Source organism: Rossellomorea sp. ABR4_004 (assembly GCF_056159585.1).
On the sequence record NZ_JBSWVM010000002.1, the window covers coordinates 565,622 to 582,533 of the forward strand.

Below are 16,912 nucleotides of genomic sequence, written 5' to 3' on the forward strand. Positions count from 1 at the left end.
ATTTTCATCATCGATTATAAGTATTGTTTATTTACACATAAAAAAACCTTCAAGTGTGATAGTGTAAATGAAATATCTTAAAAATATCATGGGAGAATTCTTAAATTTTTCTTAAGATCCTATTAAACGCATATGAAATACTTTTTAAAAAACGATGCATGCCCCCAGTACGTTACAGCTGTAACGTACCGGGGGCATGCACCAAATTCAATACTCAATCCAAAATCCACCAATGTTAACGCCCTTCATTTCCTCTTCATTTGCCAATTTCATGGACCCTTTTGCAAATAAGAAGTATGTATCACAGGAGTAACCTTCAACGGGTAAGACCTCCACCTTTGTCTCTAACAGGTCATCAGATGTAGTGATGGAGGTCATTTTCACACATTCAAAATACTGTATGCATTGATACTGCTCCTTACTACTAATGTAATCTTGAAATGCGCGAGGGTGAGTGGGGATTCTAATGGTATGAAAGACTACAAGAACCAGCACGATCATGACCATTTTTCTTACAACTTCATTTTCTGCATTCCTTGGCTTTAGACAAAGGATTAAGCCCACTACTGAATAAACACCAATCCATGTAACCCAGCTTATGTCGAAAATAATGTGTGCAAATAGAGAAATCATCGCTCCAAAATGTAAAAAGTTTGCTAATGAGGACAGTGACTCTGGACGGAACTTGATCGAATCGTCTTTCTCAGCTTTCATAAATATTTGATAAAAGTACAAGATGACCACAATCAACATAAATACAAGATCAACTAACAAACAACCACCTCAAGAAAATATGTATCATAAAAGCCCTATTCATCAATCTGATATTCCTTTACGCATTCCCAGGAAAAAAAATCCTAAACGTCGTCCCCACCCCCCGCTCACTCTCCACCTGTATGTCACCCTTCATCTGGGTGACAATTTGATAACAGACCGTCAAACCAAGTCCCGTCCCTTTTTCCTTGGTCGAATAATAGGGTCTGCCCAATACCTTGAGTTGTTCCGGAGACATGCCTGCTCCATTATCTTGAATGACGATCAAGATCCGGCCGTCTTTATGTAATGTGGCTGTCGCCGTGATTTTTCCATTTTCTTTTACCGCCTCGATGGCATTCTTCAGAAGGTTGAGGAGTACTTGCTTCATCTCAATCTTTATCCCTTTGATCATCAGGTCGCTTTCAATATTTCGATTGATTTGTATGCTGTTCATGACAGCATACGTTGACATCACATCTACGGATTCGTTTATGGTGTCGGTCAAACTGAAAACTTCGAATTCATCCGTTTGCGGCTTGGCAAGGGAAAGGTATTGATTGATGACGTCTTGTGCGTGATCTAATTCCTGTATGGATATGTCGATGAAGCTCTTTTGTTCTTTTGTTAACGTTTCTCTCTGCAGGAGCTGCATGAATCCTCTTACAGTCGTCATGGGATTTCGGATTTCATGGGCAACGGAGGCAGCCAATTGGCTGACTACATTGAACTTTTCAGCCTTCATGAGCTCTTTTTTTATCCTGTTTTGTTCCAGTCGGTTTTCAATCAGATACAAGGTCAGGATGAGCGTGATCCATATGATCAAGGTAGAGCTTGCCACAAGCGGGAGCTGCCCTACTTCATTGTTCTGAAGTAAATACAGGGATCTTGTAACCGGGATGAACAAATAAAAGACCGAAATCAGGAGCACTTTATTCTTCCTGGTCAACTTTCTATACCATTTCGATAAAGGGACCAGCAACACACCATAAATCGCATAATTCACGAGCAAAAAAATCCATACATGGTGGGTAAAGTAACCAATCACCAGCATGGCGAAGAACGTACTGACCCCCACTCTCTTACCGCCATAAATAAACGCAAGGATAATGGGAATCACTTTGAAATCGTACACATATCCGCTTGAGTAAACAACGGGGAAGGTCATGGTAAACACTAAGATACAAAGATTCATGAGAAAGAACTTAAGGGTAAACCCTCTCGTGCCGCTGACCGATTCACTCGTAACCATTTGAAAAAGAAGAATCGCAAATAGAATAAATACCACATGTAAAATTAAGTGATGGACAGTCTCTAACATACAAGGTCTCCTTTAGGAAAAAGCGTCTACTCTAATTCTTCGACATCCTTATGGGAAATCCTTTCCATTCATCACGAACATTCGACAGAATTCAGGGAACCACAGGGACAGGTACCCTGGTTCTTCGCAGATGAGCACTTATCGCTATCACTTTACCGTGAGGGGGGATTACGTAACAGGGATTGTTCAGGTTCTTGCATAAGAATTCTAAAGTCCTTTTTATCTACAAAAATAATCGAGCATGAGATATAACATACTCGATTTCATATGATTAGAGAGTTCTCATGATACTACTTGCCTTACAACTTATTTAAAGCACCCTGAATCATTAATTGAAAGTTGACTTTAAGAGGGTGATACCTATGATGACAAATTGTTTTCGAACAGGGCTTCTTGCATTCATGACTCGGGGAGAGTATCCGGAGTCCAGATCGCCAAGTCTTTACCCGGTAGGGCACTTACCAGTTCACTTTCTCCATCAATTCCTGCTTGCCAACATTCAAATTCGTCATGATTTCCGCTTATAAATAAGGAATAATCGTTTTCAAATCGAATGAGTAGGTGGGGAGCAATGTTGTCAACCAGTTCTACCTTTGTCACCAGTTGTCTTCTCATTCGAATGATTTGTAGAAATTTCTCCTCTTCCGAACGATCTTCTATTTCATCCTCACTGAAAGGATACTGTTTTACTCCTGGATCCAGGAAACACCACGTTGATTCAATGTTTAAGAAGAGTTGAGGATCCTCAACATCCGTTTTCTTATAATGAAAGAAAGAGAGCACAAGGGGACCTGGCGAGATCCCGAATTGAACCCCATCCAGTTGAGACCCTTGGAACAAGTTGTTTAAAAGGGCTTCAGCTTAAACTTTAGCCTTTGAATCCATTTAGTTTCATTTCCTTATTTTTTGAATTTTATTATTAGCTTTACTATTGTGGCTGGAGAGGATTATTCTGAACAAATACACATTATACGGGAACAATATTTCAGGAACCTTAAGTGAACCATAATTAAACCTTAATTTCCTGTTTAATGCCAAAGAGTGAATATGCTGCTACTCCTATGGGAATGGAAGCAATAGGGGGATGTGGACAGCGGACCTACATGGAAAGAAGGAAAAAGGCATTTCAGATTGCCGTTTTTTATCTCCATGATTCGATCAAATAAAAGAGCCGTCAACAGTCGGCTCTTTTAAAGTCTTAATTATGATTCCTGCACACTTCCCTAAAACCTTTCATCACCTCATGGGTCTTTCTCATTGAAGAACATGAGTAGATCAGGGTCCACTTGCGTTCAAAAGGACCCATCATCAGTACCACCCGCCTAGTAGCAAAATGGTGGAAGTCATCTGCTTTTGTGTCCCTCGTAACATACTATGATATGAAGCTTGCCTAAGTCGTGTACTGCCTCACCTTCTCGTAAATTGAGAGCAAGCTTTTATTCGTCTACAAACGTCTTAGGTATACCAAACGATCGATATGACTGATCATCACTTCATTTAACTTGCAACCGAATGTAAATCTTCCTCTACTTTCTGAGTTCCTTCATATAATTTGTCCGCATATTCTTTAAGGTCCTCCCAGCTATCCCTTGCAATATTAAGGTCTTCTTTGATAAAAGAATAATCATCGGGACTTACTAGTTCAATATTATTTAATAGACTGTTATATTTCGCGCCGATAGTATTCCACTGATTCGAAATATTTTGGAGTGATGTGATGGCGGTATCTATTGTTTCACTTAAGTATCTAATCTGATTGTTTATAGTTGTCAGAGTACTTATTGCTGACTGTGAATCTGAAATTCTCTTGTTTAGCTTTTGTATTTCGTTGTTGGCAAAATCGATATTTTTTTTGGCTGAAGCAATCATTGGCCCTCCGGCAATACATCCGATTAGTGACAGACATAGGAGTCCACCGGTAACAATCATATCCTTGTTCTTTTTGATGGCATCATTGTGCTGTTGTATTTGTTGCTGGAGTAGTGGAATCCCACTTTCGTGACTCGTAATGATACTGGAAATTGTATTGAGATCATCATTAAAATTACGCATGTCCTCTCCTATTTCATTTCGTAAGCCAATGAAATTATCTAGCAGTTTATCTGCATTTTCTTTATTTTCTAAAATGGTGGCATATAACGTTTCTAACTCTTCTTCGAAAGTAGCCGAGTCATGAATATTGATTGCACTTAGTAAATTAGAATAATGTACTTGAAAAAGAGATTGATAGTCAACAATATCCTGGTTTACATCCACCATTTGAGGTTTAAGTTGATTTGTCCATCGGTCGGCATTCATTCGGGAATCTTCCTGATGAACCCTGATATTGTCTTTAATATTTTCACTGATGAAATTTGAACCTGTAAGATCTACAGGAGTTTGTTCTAGCAACGTAAGGGAATAGCTATCCATGATCAGCACATTGGATGCCATTCTCTCCATGGCATTCTGGAAGTTTTCAGGACCTAAAGAATAGGTTCCATGTTCAGTAGCAAAAGCTTGATGTGGTATCAGACTATATGACAAAAATAGCATTAGTATAATAAATGAGAACAGTTTATTTATCCGGGCTTTCTTCAAAGTAAACACTCCCCTTGCTCATTTAATAGGAGATCCCCTTTTCCAGAAGATCTCCACTGTTTCTATTAAAGAGTTTGTGTATCTACTATTTTGATATCCTCAGCATAAATCTTTTCTGCATACTCTTTAATGTTATTCCAGCTATCTTTCGCGATACTTAAATCTTCTTTAATGAAAATCAAATCGTCAGCACTGATAGCGTCAACATTTTGAAGAAGTGAATGGTATTTGGATCCCATCGTATGCCATTGGTTTGAAATGTTCTGTAAGGCAGTAATAGCAATGTCAATGGTACTTGTGAGATATTCAGTTTGATTTTTGATATTGGTTAACCCTGCTACTTGTAATTGAGCCTGAGAAATTTGACCAGTAATGTTCATGATATTTTCTTGTGCTTTGTCCATTTCCTTCTTCGCTAATATGATTCCGGTGGCCCCTCCTCCTACTGCTGCTGTACCTCCGGCAATCAATGCGATCCCAAGAGGTGTTCCTGCACCAGTGGCGATAACGACGGAACCTCCGATGATTGCAACTGGTCCTAAAGCCGTTGCAACAGAGGATCCAATAATAATCGCATTGTATTTGTCGATTGCCTGATTGTACGTCGTCAATTGGTTTTGCATCAGAGGGATACCAGCATCCTGACTTGCCAAAATTGACGTGATTTGGTTGGCATCCCCTTTAAAGTTTTGTGTATCCGCGGTCATTTTGTCCCTGAAAGTTCTTAATTCCAGTATGAGCTCATCTACACTGGCTTTATTATCTGAAATACTGTTCGACAACCTTGTCAGTCCCTTTGTCAAGGTTTCTTTATTTTGGTTATCCACTGCTGTAACTAAGGTATTATAATAGTTTTGGAACTTTGTATTGTAATTGATGATATTTTGGTTTGTTGTAATAAGCTTGGGTTTAAGGTTATCCAACCAGTAATTTGCATTCGTTCTGGCAACGGATTGGTGATGGACGATGCTTGATTTCAAAGCTTCATTAACAGTCGTGATACCATTAAAATTCGCATCGGCTTGTTTAATGATCGTTAATGCATAAAGGTCCATTACTAATGCATTTGAACCTGTACGTTCCATCGCATCCCTAAGGCCATCGGGTCCTAATGAATAACCTGGGTATTCAACTTCATGGTTTATGGTCACAACTGGTTGATTCGATTTAGTAGCGCCTTCTGCTGCCAATGCTTTGGCAGGGACTATATTACTTGACGATAAAGCTAGTAAAGCTGTTAACGTCATTATTTTAAATGGTATCTTTTCCATATTCCTCTCTCCCTCTTAATTGAAATTCATAAACTATCGAACATTTACATTCGTGACGAAATCCTCGAATTGATTTGTTTGCTTGTTCATTTCGTCACTCATGTATTTAAAGTGTGATAATTTCTCTTGTAAAGCCTTTATATCCACTGTTTCATCTGTTGATGTCATGTTCATCAATTCTTTCATAGCATGATTGAATGCTTTCCAATCTGTCTTCAAAAAGTCCAATATCGTTAATTGTCGGTTCATCATCTCTGTAAATCCATCAACTTGATCCTCAATCAGAGTAATTTGGGTTGCTTGAATTTGTGTTTCGGACAACTGTTGTATCAATGGAATCAGCTCTTGTTGTTTTTGTTGAATGATTAAAGCTGCCGCAGATACTTGGCTATCAGAAAGGTTGATCAGGTCGTTGCTAAGGTGTTCAATTGATACAAAATCAACGGTTTTCGTTTGCGCCCCATTGGATGTAATGGTAAACACTTGCTTTCCGATATTGATTGACCCGTTAATTATTTCCTGAGGACGGTTTAAAATGATGGTGAGCTCAGCTTGTATTTCATCTTGAATTCGTTTAATCTCTTCTCGAATTTGTGGGATGTTTCCATTTACACCTTGCAAAGCTTGAATCGAAGCATTTGCACGTTCTGAAAAATTTTCACTATCTTGAATGAGCAATGTATGATAACGATTTAGTTCCAATGAAGTCATATCCATATTTCCCTCAATCTTTTGCGCGTGAGCCTGAAGTTTCCCAAAAGCATATTGAAAGCTTTCTTTCGCCTGTGGATGATCATTTATTTCCTCCGATAGTTCAGTCAGCTTGCTGTAATAACTATCGAACCTTGAACTGAACCTCATCATTTCTTGATTCAAATCAATTAACTTAGGGTTGTACTCATCAACCCATTCCCTTACATTGTTTTTGGCGAATAATTGATGATTTGTTATGCTGGGCATCGACTCAATCTTCACTTCCGGCTGTTGTAAAATGACTAGTCCATATGCTTGAATAAGCGGAGTCTGAGATCCTAACGTGCGGATCGAGTTGGAAAGGGTGTTGTTCGAGATCGTGTTTTGAGTCATAGAGTTTAAATATTCTTGTTGTGGGTTTGCAGGTGATGCACCTACGGGGGTCATACAGCTAGCAGATACCGTCGTTACCAATAAACCAGATAGTAAAGTCTTCTTCATCATTCTCATTTCCTCCTGTTTGTTATTTCATTACCTACTATTCCAAACTTTATTGCAGATCTTCAACTAACACCCCCCACGAAATTACATTATTCTGTAATGAACAATGATGTTGAATCCGATTATACATATCCAACATCCAACGGTGAAGTTAGTATGCTTAAAAGAATATCAAGTTTTGTCGAAACAAGAAAAAAGACCTACATTCAAATCCTCGATTGAAGACCACTATACCTACTTATCACAGAATAGTTTCCTACACGCCTTTTCATGTAACGAAAAAGAAGCCCAGATATTCAAATCTGACCTTTGTCGTGTAGGAAGTGGATGGTCCATATCAACATCAATCCCGAAGAACTAAGTGACATTATCGTTCTAAAGGCTGACATGACACTTAGCCTATTGGCTTATAGATACGCTTATACTATCTTAATAGTATGAAATTTCAGATAAAGGAGAATGGAATTATGGTTAATGTAAGTAAGATGATCGTCCTTTTGTTTTTGATATTCTTATTGTTTCCAGAAAGGAAAATGTATGCAAGTACCGGAGAATCTGAAGGCAATGATTACCCAATTTTCCTAATACATGGAGTAGGTGGTTGGGGGAAAGAAGAAGTGTCTGATTTTTATTATTGGGGGGGAATACATGATATAGAAAATGATTTAAACAATCAGGGATTTGAAACATTTACAGCTGCAGTGGGACCTGTATCAAGTAACTGGGATCGAGCAGCTGAATTATTTGCCTATATAAAGGGTGGTACCGTTGACTATGGGGCTGCTCATTCTTTCCAACATAATCACCATCGTTTCGGAAAGAAATACTCTGGAGAAAAAACGGATTGGGATGAGGAGAATCGAGTACATCTACTTGGTCACAGTATGGGTGGACAAACTTCAAGAATGTTGCTGGAATTACTGAAATCTGGCAGTAAAGAAGAGAAGGATTTTCATAAGAAAAATCCTCATGCTCAACAAATGTCCAGTCTTTACGATGGAGGAAAAGATTGGGTTCATAGCATCACAACCTTGGCGACTCCTCATGATGGATCCCCTTTTGCCAATAAACTAGAAAACTTTATGCCCTTTCTAAAAGGGTTTGTATACAAATATGTTAATTTGGCAGACCAGCATTCTAATGAATCTTTTAACTATGATTTCAAACTGGATCATTGGGGTTTGAAGAGAGAAGCTAATGAACCGACTTATTCGTATGTAGAACGAATGTTTAACAGCCCTTTCTGGAAAACAAAGGATACAAGTCAATATGACCTCTCAATTGAAGGGGCAAAAGAGCTGAACGAAAAAATGAAAACGTATTCAGATGTTTATTATTTTTCTTACACAGGGGATGCTACATTTCATTCTCCCTTAACAGGGTACAACCTCCCCCTCCCTTCAATGAATCCACTATTATATCCTTCTGGCTTTTACATTGGAAGATATGAAAATAATCAATTTGGATCTTCATGGTGGCCAAACGACGGTCTAGTGAGCGTTCCTTCCTCACAATATCCGAATGGACACAAGGCTCAACCTGCACAAAGTACGGCTGAAAAAGGCGTTTGGAATTATCATAAGACTCAATATAGATGGGACCATGCCGATTTTATAGGATTGAGCTTGTATGACACTGTTGGATTAAGTGATATCCGTGCCTATTATCGGGAAATCTCCATGAAACTAACTTCATTACCAGTCAACTAAGGGCATGGAAATAATGATTTATATTTTTTATGAATTCTATTCATAGGAGTTTTACGAGAATCCTAACCAGCTTTATCCATCGTTTTTGACGAAGGAAAGGCCTGATGCCATCTTTTGTATTTCTTCTGTAAGGGAGATAAGAGTACCCACTTACTATTCTTTTTTGCTATCTGCCTTTATACGTTTAAGGTACATCAGGCTATCTCTCATCACAGGTTTAAATACTTTTGAAACAGGTATTGATCCAATTTCTGTTGGTGGTAAATCAGGTTCCTGCACCCCTACGTAAACAATCAGTTCAGGATCATCCGCTGGAGCCATCCCCAAAAATGAAAACAAATATTCATTGGATGCTGTTAAATATCCTCCACCATTTGGGTTTGGTATCTGGGCAGTACCTGATTTACCAGAAACTTGAACATTATCTATTTGGAATTTGCTCCCTGTTCCTATATCGGACGTGACAGTCGACGTTAAATACTCCCGTGTTTTATCAGCAGCTTCTTTGGTAATTGGAGACCTTATGACCTCTGGTTGAAATTCTTTAACGATTTTGTTTGAATCCCTATCTACTATCCGTGAAACTACATATGGTTTCATCATTTTCCCACCATTAGCAATCGCCGATCCTGCTTGGATCATCTGAAGTGCTGTCACGGTACTTCCTTGACCGAATATTGTAGTAGCCCTTTCGATTGGATTATTATATTGTACTATTCCTTTTGCTTCATTTTGAAGGCTAATGCCTGTTTTATTACCGAATCCAAATGATTTTAAATAAGTGTAATACTCATCTGTTCCAATTTTCCCTAACAGATTAATAAAAGCTACATTTGAGGACCGTTGTAGTCCCTCTAAATACGTAATTGTTCCCCACCCTTTCCCTCTATTCCAATCCTTTATTGGTGAAGGGTAGCCATCTACAAAAATCTGCCCGGATTTATAATATTCTTGTGGGTCAAATACCATACTATCCACTGCAGCGGCTAAAGAGAATGATTTCATTGTGGACCCTGGTTCATAAGAGGTTTCAACTATGAAGTTTGACCAACTGTCACGTATACCTTCTTTTGTATCATTATTGAATGATGGTCTTTGGGCCATTGCCAGTATTTCTCCAGTAGTGGGATCAGATACAATGGCAAACATTTTTCTAGGGTGATACTCGCTATCAACGGAATTTAGTGCATCTTCTAACATTTTTTGGATGTTTCCATCTATGGTTAAATAAACATCATCACCATCCACTGGGGGAATGATGGTCTTTTCTGAATCCGGTAATATATACCCCCAAAAGTCACTTTCATATCTTATCTGACCATCCTTACCACTAAGGTATGTATTTAAACTTTTTTCGATGCCCATTATACCCTCGTTGATTGTGTTCCCATTCCTCTTCGCATCTTCTTGAGTGAGGCCGATGGTATGAGAAGCAAACATCCCTTTAGGATAGGACCGTCTATTTATAGTAAGAAACGTAATTCCCGGTAATTTTTCCTTTTCAATTTTTTCTTTCATTTCGGTAGTAATTCCATTACCTACAGCTCCTAATTCCACTTGGAATTTCCCTTCTTTATTTAATAGTTTGTAAATTTCAGTCTTTTCTGACTTGATATATCTAGACAACACATCAGCCGTCCTATTTTTGTTGACAACATGGTTGGGTTTTTTAGGGTTAGATGTTACTGACTCAGATAAAATCGCTATTATTTTATATGAAGGAGTGTCTTGTGCTAGAACATGTTCGCTACGGTCAAATATCGTTCCTCTATTTGCCTTTAATATATGATTCTCTAAATATTTATTAGAAGCTTCTACAACTAAATTTTCCCCTTCTATTTCTCCGGTTACTTGTATATAAAGAAAACGAACAAATACTATTGAAAATAGTATTGAAAATGTACAGAACAAAAAGGCACCTGCCCGATTCATATTTGGCGGTTTTTTATTCATTTAACTCACAACCTTAACTTCGTGTTTATTCATACTATCCTTTACCTTATATTCCTGATTCATTTGAATACACATTATAGTAATGATCCCTCCCTTCACATGATATACATTAATACTATATAGGTAGATCACCTCATAAAATTTAAAATGGTTGCTCTCATTATGTATGAATTCGACTACTCATAATGTGAATCCAGTTTTAGAAGATTATGGAGATAAGTCTTCAATAGAATATTATTCATTGGATAATATTAGACTAATTTCTACATTTTTCTACAAATCCCAAAACATCTTATCACTAATTGATTTAGTTTAAATCCCTCTTTTTTACCGAGTGAAAAGTACTAAAAATCTATTTTTAGGGAATTCAGAAATTTGAGACGTTAACAACTATACGATTCATCCTATTCTTGAAACGAAAATGAACATTGATCCTTTATGAACAGTGTTTTCGTGCTGCCGCTGTATGCAAGCCATATGACTACTAACAGTGTGAATCAAATCAACTGTCTTCCACCAATATGGATGCAACGGTTTTTTTGATCACCATACCTCTGTGTCTTTATATTCAAATAATTCAACCCTTTCCTTAACTCCTACTAATATCCCAGTGACTATGATTCGTCATTTTTCGCGGTTAAATGACTATATTCGACGTTTGAAAATTAACGAAAACAGGAAAACAATGGGCATTAAGGATTGTATTGGCAATTCCAACATTAGACCCTTCTCTCCCACAAATGGCTCATATATAGTTAGTTCGATAGTATTTAGGACAAAGGAGATGGAAGAATTGAATACAATTCAACTTAGTAGGAGAGAAAGAATAGCGATTGAAAAGAAGAAAGCAGTTAAACAAAGAAACAAAAAATTAACGATTGCCACTTCTGTAGGAGCACTGTCTGCTCTTTTACTCACCAATGGAAATGCAAGTGCTTGCAGTGCAGAATATACAGTGAAAAAGCATGACACATTATTTAGTCTAGCTAAAAAATATGATGTTACAGTCGATCAACTTAAAGAAAAAAACGAATTAATGTCGGATAAAATTTATGCAGGCCAAGCGCTTCTGGTGCCTCACCTAGAAAGTCATAATGAAAACAACTATTCAGTCCAACGAGGAGATACATTATACTCATTAGCCAAAAAATATGAAACAACAATCGCTCATTTAAAACAATTAAACGGGTTGGATTCCGATCAAATTAATATCGGACAATCTATTTTGGTCCCTTTTGAACAAACCAAGTCAACTGTTGGAGAATTATACACAGTAGTTCCTGGTGACACTTTATGGGGCGTAGCTCATCGGTTTGGAGTAAAACAAGAAGTCTTAGCTAAATCAAATGATTTGAAAATGGATATGTTACTCATAGGTCAAAACTTATTTATACCTGGAAAATCCGAGGTAACTGAAGCTGAAATTATTGGGGCATCTGACAAATTCACTGTTGAATTTAAGAGAAATGGCAAGACATTCACATTGAAAGTCCCATATGGTACTTCTTCTGATTTTCAAAAAAAGTCCGGTGTCTTTGTAACCGTCATACATAAAAATGGTGCTGTTATTTCAGCAACATAATGAATACCTTATTAAGGGTATTGGGTATTGGATATGGGATTGGATATTTCCATTCCCTTCTAAATACGTGATTGTCATGATAGAAACCACAAGGACAGGTACCGTGGCACATCAACGATAAGCGCTTATTCCCAATACGTCAGAAAAAACGCCCCATGGCAAACATTAACCCGTTCGGTTGATAAGGAGAAAGATACAATTCACAACTAAAATAGAATGCTTATTAACATATCAACTAACACAAAAAATAGCCGTTCTATTAGCAGATACGAAAGATGGGAAGATGAAGAGTGAGTAATCAGGGATAGAAAAATAAGCGGAGATTTTACTGTTATATGGAGATTATAAGTAGTTTTGGGGGAAATTAAGTGGAGTTTTTCCCTCTATACAAAGCAAAGCTACTTATTTTCACGTTATTCGAGTCAAATAAGAGGATTTTCTCCCTCTATTTAAGCTGTTTTCAGTACTATTTGCTAATTAAGGGGAATTTTTTCCTCTATAAACCTCAATAAGCAGAGAACCTGGTTTCATTGTTTAAGAATGCAAAAGTTTAACGGGAAACCTGATGTTCAACTATTCAGCGATCGTGGGCTTTCATGAAATACCAAAGGATCATCCAACTTGGATGGTCCTATTTTTATTAAAGGGTTGTTAAAACCGATGTTAATTTGTATGCTAAAACACTCTTTTAAAGTTATAAACGTTGTCATATCAATAAAAAAGGAGGAGCGAATAAACGTGCTAATTCCACCTCCAAAAGCAATGTTATTTTACGTTTTCTCCCGCTCAACCGAACGGGTTAGGCAAACAAAGGGCGTTTCCTATACATTTTTTGAACTAAATAGCATTTTTCAAACATTTACTCCATACTCAGGAAAAGGGTATTACCACGATTCATGTGGCGGATTTCAGATTAATCATACGAGAAAATCGAGAATCATGACCCAGTGTCGAATTATCTTCATTTATGAGTACTCAAAAAAAGCACCTGACTCCCGATACACTAAAACGTTCCAGTGTTGGGGGCAGGCACCGATAATCTAATTTATTGCGCATACAGTTCTACTATTTTTTCTATGGGTAATTGATTCGTATGACTCAAATCAACAAAATAGGGTAACTGCCATTTTTGAGTTTTTATCGCTTGTTTGCTCGTTGGGGTATCCCAACCAGGGTAAACTCTGATGGCCATCTTCCCTTTTGTAGCAATTGTTTTCAGAATATTTTGTTTGGCAAGGATGTCTTTCGGGAAAATAAATTGTCCCCATTCATCCTCACTTAAAAAGGTGGTAATAACCAATAAGTCGGGGGCCTTTTCATATGTAAATGGTTGATTGTTATCATTTTCGTCTTTTTCCCAAAAAGCAACAAATTGCCCTACCTTATTAGGTGTTATTTTTGCCACTCTAAATCGAACTGAACGAGAGGCTAATTGAAATGTACCAGCACCGTAATTTGCATTTTGTTTTTCCTCTTGAACCGATTTTATCTTTAATTGATTAGGTTCATAAACTCTTTCATTTACATGAGTTAATGCTTTCATAAAGCTGTTCATACCTTCACTCCTGATCTTTCTACTATATAATGCAGGCACCGATGTTTTAGATCCTATTGGTCCTGGGCTTTCATATAAGCTCTATTCCTTAATTGAAAAATAAAATATGTAGCCAAAAATAAGATAAGCCCAGCCTTATTAAAATGGAAAAATACGTTCACTGCATCTCTGAACGAATCAAGCGGATAAAAACCGCTCAGAAGTAAAGTTGGAAAGACCGTCATCAGCATGACCAAATAATGAACAAACATTTGTTTAAAAAAGCGCCATTGTTCAATTTCATATATTACGCTCGCCAAGCCCAGGAAAAAAGCAATCAGACCATAAAAAAAGAATGCATTCGAAATAGCTGTTGACCCTTGAAATAGATTCCATAGCTGCGAAAGGATCAGCAAAAAAATAAATGGGATGATTCCTCTGATCAATCCTTTTATCAAGAGATTCATTTTATGTTCCTTTCTTTTCATTCTCATTTTTCAGCGTTGCTGCCCAAAATAAATGGTAAATGGGGGCGATCAAAAGTTTCCGTCTATACAAATTATACGTTTTACTTGTCATTTGGTTTCAACAACGAAAAAATGGGCTCTCTTCTGAAAGAAAGCCCATTTCCCTATACTTAACTTAATTTAACTGGTGTATGTATTTCATCAGCATCCCGGTAGGATCGATATGAAACCAATGCCTTCCCATTTAATGTACAATCCAGTTGTAAAATACGGTCCTTGGTGGTTTCTAAGTAGAACCGATAGTTGTTCACGTTTAATCTGAAAAAGGTATAGGTGTTACCGAGCAGATGCTTTTTGATTTCATGTGTGTCGGGGTGTATCTGAATGAAATCCGCCAGCTCCTGAACGGAAGCTGTGGGAATATCAGCGATAGAATAGTACGTCCCCTTCATATTGTGTTTGAACTTACTCATTGCCGCCTTAGCCCTGTCTTTTAACTTTCCGCCCTCTAAATGCATACGTCCACTCCTCTTTCGTTCCTATTAAGAAGAATCCCCAATATCTCATAGAATAAACAGATATAAGTAAAATGGCCTTCCCCCTGCACGCAGGGGAAAGGCCACGATTTTATGATGTCTGCTCAATCATCTGAATAACCTTCAATGTCAAATAAGTGTAATACACCTATTTTACTTTCTCTCACTCTTCATTATGTTACTATAAAAATGTTGAATAACCGTAAGGGAGAGATTTTGACTAAATGATCGATCAATTGGACCTCGGATACTCTAAAGCAATATCAAATAAAATAATGAGTAAAAAGCAAGAACTTATCGTTCAAAAAAACAACCTGAGATCTAGCCAATACACCAACTTAGAATCACAGCTTCATATTTGGCGAGAAAATATTATTGAAATTTATGCAAAATCTATCGATAGTGACTTAGATACGTCCTTCCAACTCTTACAAGAGTGGGGATCAGAGGCAGTCGATACACTAGTTAATTTCAATCTTCCATTAGAGATTGCTCTGGACGAAGTAAGAGATTACCGAAATCTCATTGGACAAATCATTAAAGATGAAGCCTCGAGTTTGAATCTGACATTGGATCAATTCTATAAACTGATTTCAAATTTCGATGCGGTGGTAGATAGGGCAGTCCATTGGCTAAGCATATCTTATTCAAGAAGGTTTTATACACGAATCAATGCTGCAGAAGCTACGGCGTTAGAATTATCTATCCCGGTCATCAAAATTTCAAATCAAATAGGTATACTTCCTTTAGTAGGCGATATTGATACCCAAAGAGCTCAAGAGCTTATGGATAAAGCACTCTCAAAAGGTAGTGAATTATCATTAGAATATATGGTGATTGATTTATCAGGCGTCCCTATCATTGACACGATGGTAGCCGATCGTATTATTAAGGTAGTCGAAGCCTTATCCCTGGTTGGCATTGAAACCATCCTATCCGGGATAAGACCCGAGATCGCTCAGACCATGATCCATCTGGGAATTGATACGTCTACTATCACTGTGACATCAAGTCTTCATCTTGCTTTGGAAAAATTTCTGAATTTAAAAATCTAGTAGGTAATTAAGAAAAGTTCCCGACCCCAAGCACGCTACCCCTTTCTCGTGCTTGGGATCAGGTCGGACACCTGCATATTGGATTATTCCATCATCATGCAGGTGATCTTGGCGATAAACTCACTAACCTGATCTTCCCCACTACCCCCATTCGCATAGCCTTTCATAGACTTCTCTATCTGTTCACAGCCTGGCCCCTAGGACGAATATCGTGCCGTTTTATGGGCTGCACACTAGTATAAGGTTGGCGATTATTCTTAATACGTCAGGAAAAAACGTCCTGTAACAATCCAAGGGACGTTTTCTATACAGTTTTCCCTATTTCAAACAACGATCATGTCCCTGGAAAAGAGATGTGATTAAGAATCATGCGGGAATGAAATTAATCATGCGGGTTTTGACATAATCATGCGGCTCTCGGAATAATCGTGCGAGTTTCAGATGAATCATGCGAGAAATTCGATCATCATGCCCCCATGTCGAATTTTCTTCATTTATCAGGACCAAAAAAAGAGCCCTCCCCCTACACGCTGAATCCAGCACGAAGAGGGAAAAGCCCCGGTTTACGAATCACTTCTGCTCAATCATCTGAATGAGGTTTCCACATGTATCGTCAAAGACTGCTATCGTGATGTCGCCCATGACGGTTGGCTCCATCGTAAACGTTACACCTTTTTCCACTAATCGCTCGTACTCCTTGCGAATATCCGAAACCCCAAACATGGTTACGGGGATGCCATCTGCAAATAGTTTCTCTTGATACTCTTTCGCAGCCGGGTGCTCATTTGGTTCGAGTAAAAGCTCGGTCCCGTCTTGTTCATCAGGGGAAACAAGCGTAATCCACCGGTGTGCTCCTGTAGGAACATCATGCTTCTTCACAAAGTCCAGCGTGTCCGTATAAAACGCTAATGCTTTGTCCTGGTCTTGAACGAATATACTGGTAATAATAATTTTCAT

At 37.9% G+C, this 16,912-nt stretch carries 14 protein-coding genes; 3 read left to right on the top strand and 11 right to left on the bottom strand.

Going from position 1 to position 16,912, the window contains the following annotated elements; genetic code table 11:
• Window positions 1–207 precede the first annotated feature (207 nt).
• From ACXAF2_RS15800 to nheA, 6 genes are all read right to left on the bottom strand, one after another.
• Entirely contained in the window at window positions 208–774 is a 567-nt protein-coding gene (locus ACXAF2_RS15800; RefSeq protein WP_475140045.1) for a hypothetical protein, read from the bottom strand.
• A gap of 58 nt (window positions 775–832) precedes the next feature.
• On the bottom strand, window positions 833–2,074 hold the full coding sequence (locus ACXAF2_RS15805; protein ID WP_475140046.1) for an ATP-binding protein: 1,242 nt from the start codon (window positions 2,072–2,074) through the stop codon (window positions 833–835).
• Window positions 2,075–2,473: 399 nt separating this feature from the next.
• On the bottom strand, window positions 2,474–2,914 hold the full coding sequence (locus ACXAF2_RS15810) for a hypothetical protein (RefSeq protein ID WP_475140048.1): 441 nt from the start codon (window positions 2,912–2,914) through the stop codon (window positions 2,474–2,476).
• A gap of 657 nt (window positions 2,915–3,571) precedes the next feature.
• Window positions 3,572–4,654 (bottom strand): non-hemolytic enterotoxin subunit C, encoded by a 1,083-nt coding sequence (gene nheC, locus ACXAF2_RS15815; RefSeq protein ID WP_475140049.1) that lies wholly within the window; start codon window positions 4,652–4,654, stop codon window positions 3,572–3,574.
• Window positions 4,655–4,719: 65 nt separating this feature from the next.
• Complete coding sequence (nheB, locus tag ACXAF2_RS15820) at window positions 4,720–5,925, bottom strand: non-hemolytic enterotoxin subunit B (RefSeq protein WP_475140051.1); 1,206 nt, start codon at window positions 5,923–5,925, stop codon at window positions 4,720–4,722.
• Between the two features lie 33 nt (window positions 5,926–5,958).
• Window positions 5,959–7,119 carry a non-hemolytic enterotoxin subunit A gene (gene nheA, locus ACXAF2_RS15825; protein WP_475140417.1) on the bottom strand — a complete coding sequence of 387 codons (1,161 nt, stop codon included), beginning with the start codon at window positions 7,117–7,119 and terminating at the stop codon, window positions 5,959–5,961.
• 467 nt (window positions 7,120–7,586) lie between these two features.
• Between nheA and ACXAF2_RS15830 the strand changes: the two genes are divergently transcribed.
• On the top strand, window positions 7,587–8,828 hold the full coding sequence (locus tag ACXAF2_RS15830; protein ID WP_475140053.1) for an esterase/lipase family protein: 1,242 nt from the start codon (window positions 7,587–7,589) through the stop codon (window positions 8,826–8,828).
• A 153-nt stretch (window positions 8,829–8,981) separates the two neighbouring features.
• Here ACXAF2_RS15830 and ACXAF2_RS15835 read toward each other — a convergent pair whose 3' ends face one another.
• Window positions 8,982–10,781, bottom strand: coding sequence for a peptidoglycan D,D-transpeptidase FtsI family protein (locus tag ACXAF2_RS15835; RefSeq protein ID WP_475140055.1), 1,800 nt, complete (start codon window positions 10,779–10,781; stop codon window positions 8,982–8,984).
• A gap of 784 nt (window positions 10,782–11,565) precedes the next feature.
• On the opposite strand from ACXAF2_RS15835, the gene ACXAF2_RS15840 reads away from it, so the two are divergent.
• Window positions 11,566–12,363: a LysM peptidoglycan-binding domain-containing protein gene (locus tag ACXAF2_RS15840; protein ID WP_475140057.1), complete on the top strand. Its 798-nt coding sequence runs from the start codon at window positions 11,566–11,568 to the stop codon at window positions 12,361–12,363.
• A gap of 1,045 nt (window positions 12,364–13,408) precedes the next feature.
• On the opposite strand, the gene ACXAF2_RS15845 is transcribed toward ACXAF2_RS15840, so the two are convergent.
• From ACXAF2_RS15845 to ACXAF2_RS15855, 3 genes are all read right to left on the bottom strand, one after another.
• The gene (locus ACXAF2_RS15845; protein WP_475140058.1) at window positions 13,409–13,918 is read right to left on the bottom strand and encodes a MepB family protein; all 510 of its coding nucleotides are present in this window, start codon (window positions 13,916–13,918) and stop codon (window positions 13,409–13,411) included.
• Window positions 13,919–13,971: 53 nt separating this feature from the next.
• Entirely contained in the window at window positions 13,972–14,391 is a 420-nt protein-coding gene (locus ACXAF2_RS15850) for a DUF3021 family protein (protein ID WP_475140060.1), read from the bottom strand.
• Window positions 14,392–14,534: 143 nt separating this feature from the next.
• Window positions 14,535–14,882: a hypothetical protein gene (locus ACXAF2_RS15855; RefSeq protein ID WP_475140061.1), complete on the bottom strand. Its 348-nt coding sequence runs from the start codon at window positions 14,880–14,882 to the stop codon at window positions 14,535–14,537.
• A gap of 242 nt (window positions 14,883–15,124) precedes the next feature.
• Between ACXAF2_RS15855 and ACXAF2_RS15860 the strand changes: the two genes are divergently transcribed.
• Window positions 15,125–15,955, top strand: coding sequence for an STAS domain-containing protein (locus ACXAF2_RS15860; protein ID WP_475140063.1), 831 nt, complete (start codon window positions 15,125–15,127; stop codon window positions 15,953–15,955).
• A 570-nt stretch (window positions 15,956–16,525) separates the two neighbouring features.
• Here the strand turns inward: ACXAF2_RS15860 and ACXAF2_RS15865 are convergent.
• Window positions 16,526–16,912, bottom strand: coding sequence for a VOC family protein (locus ACXAF2_RS15865; RefSeq protein ID WP_475140064.1), 387 nt, complete (start codon window positions 16,910–16,912; stop codon window positions 16,526–16,528).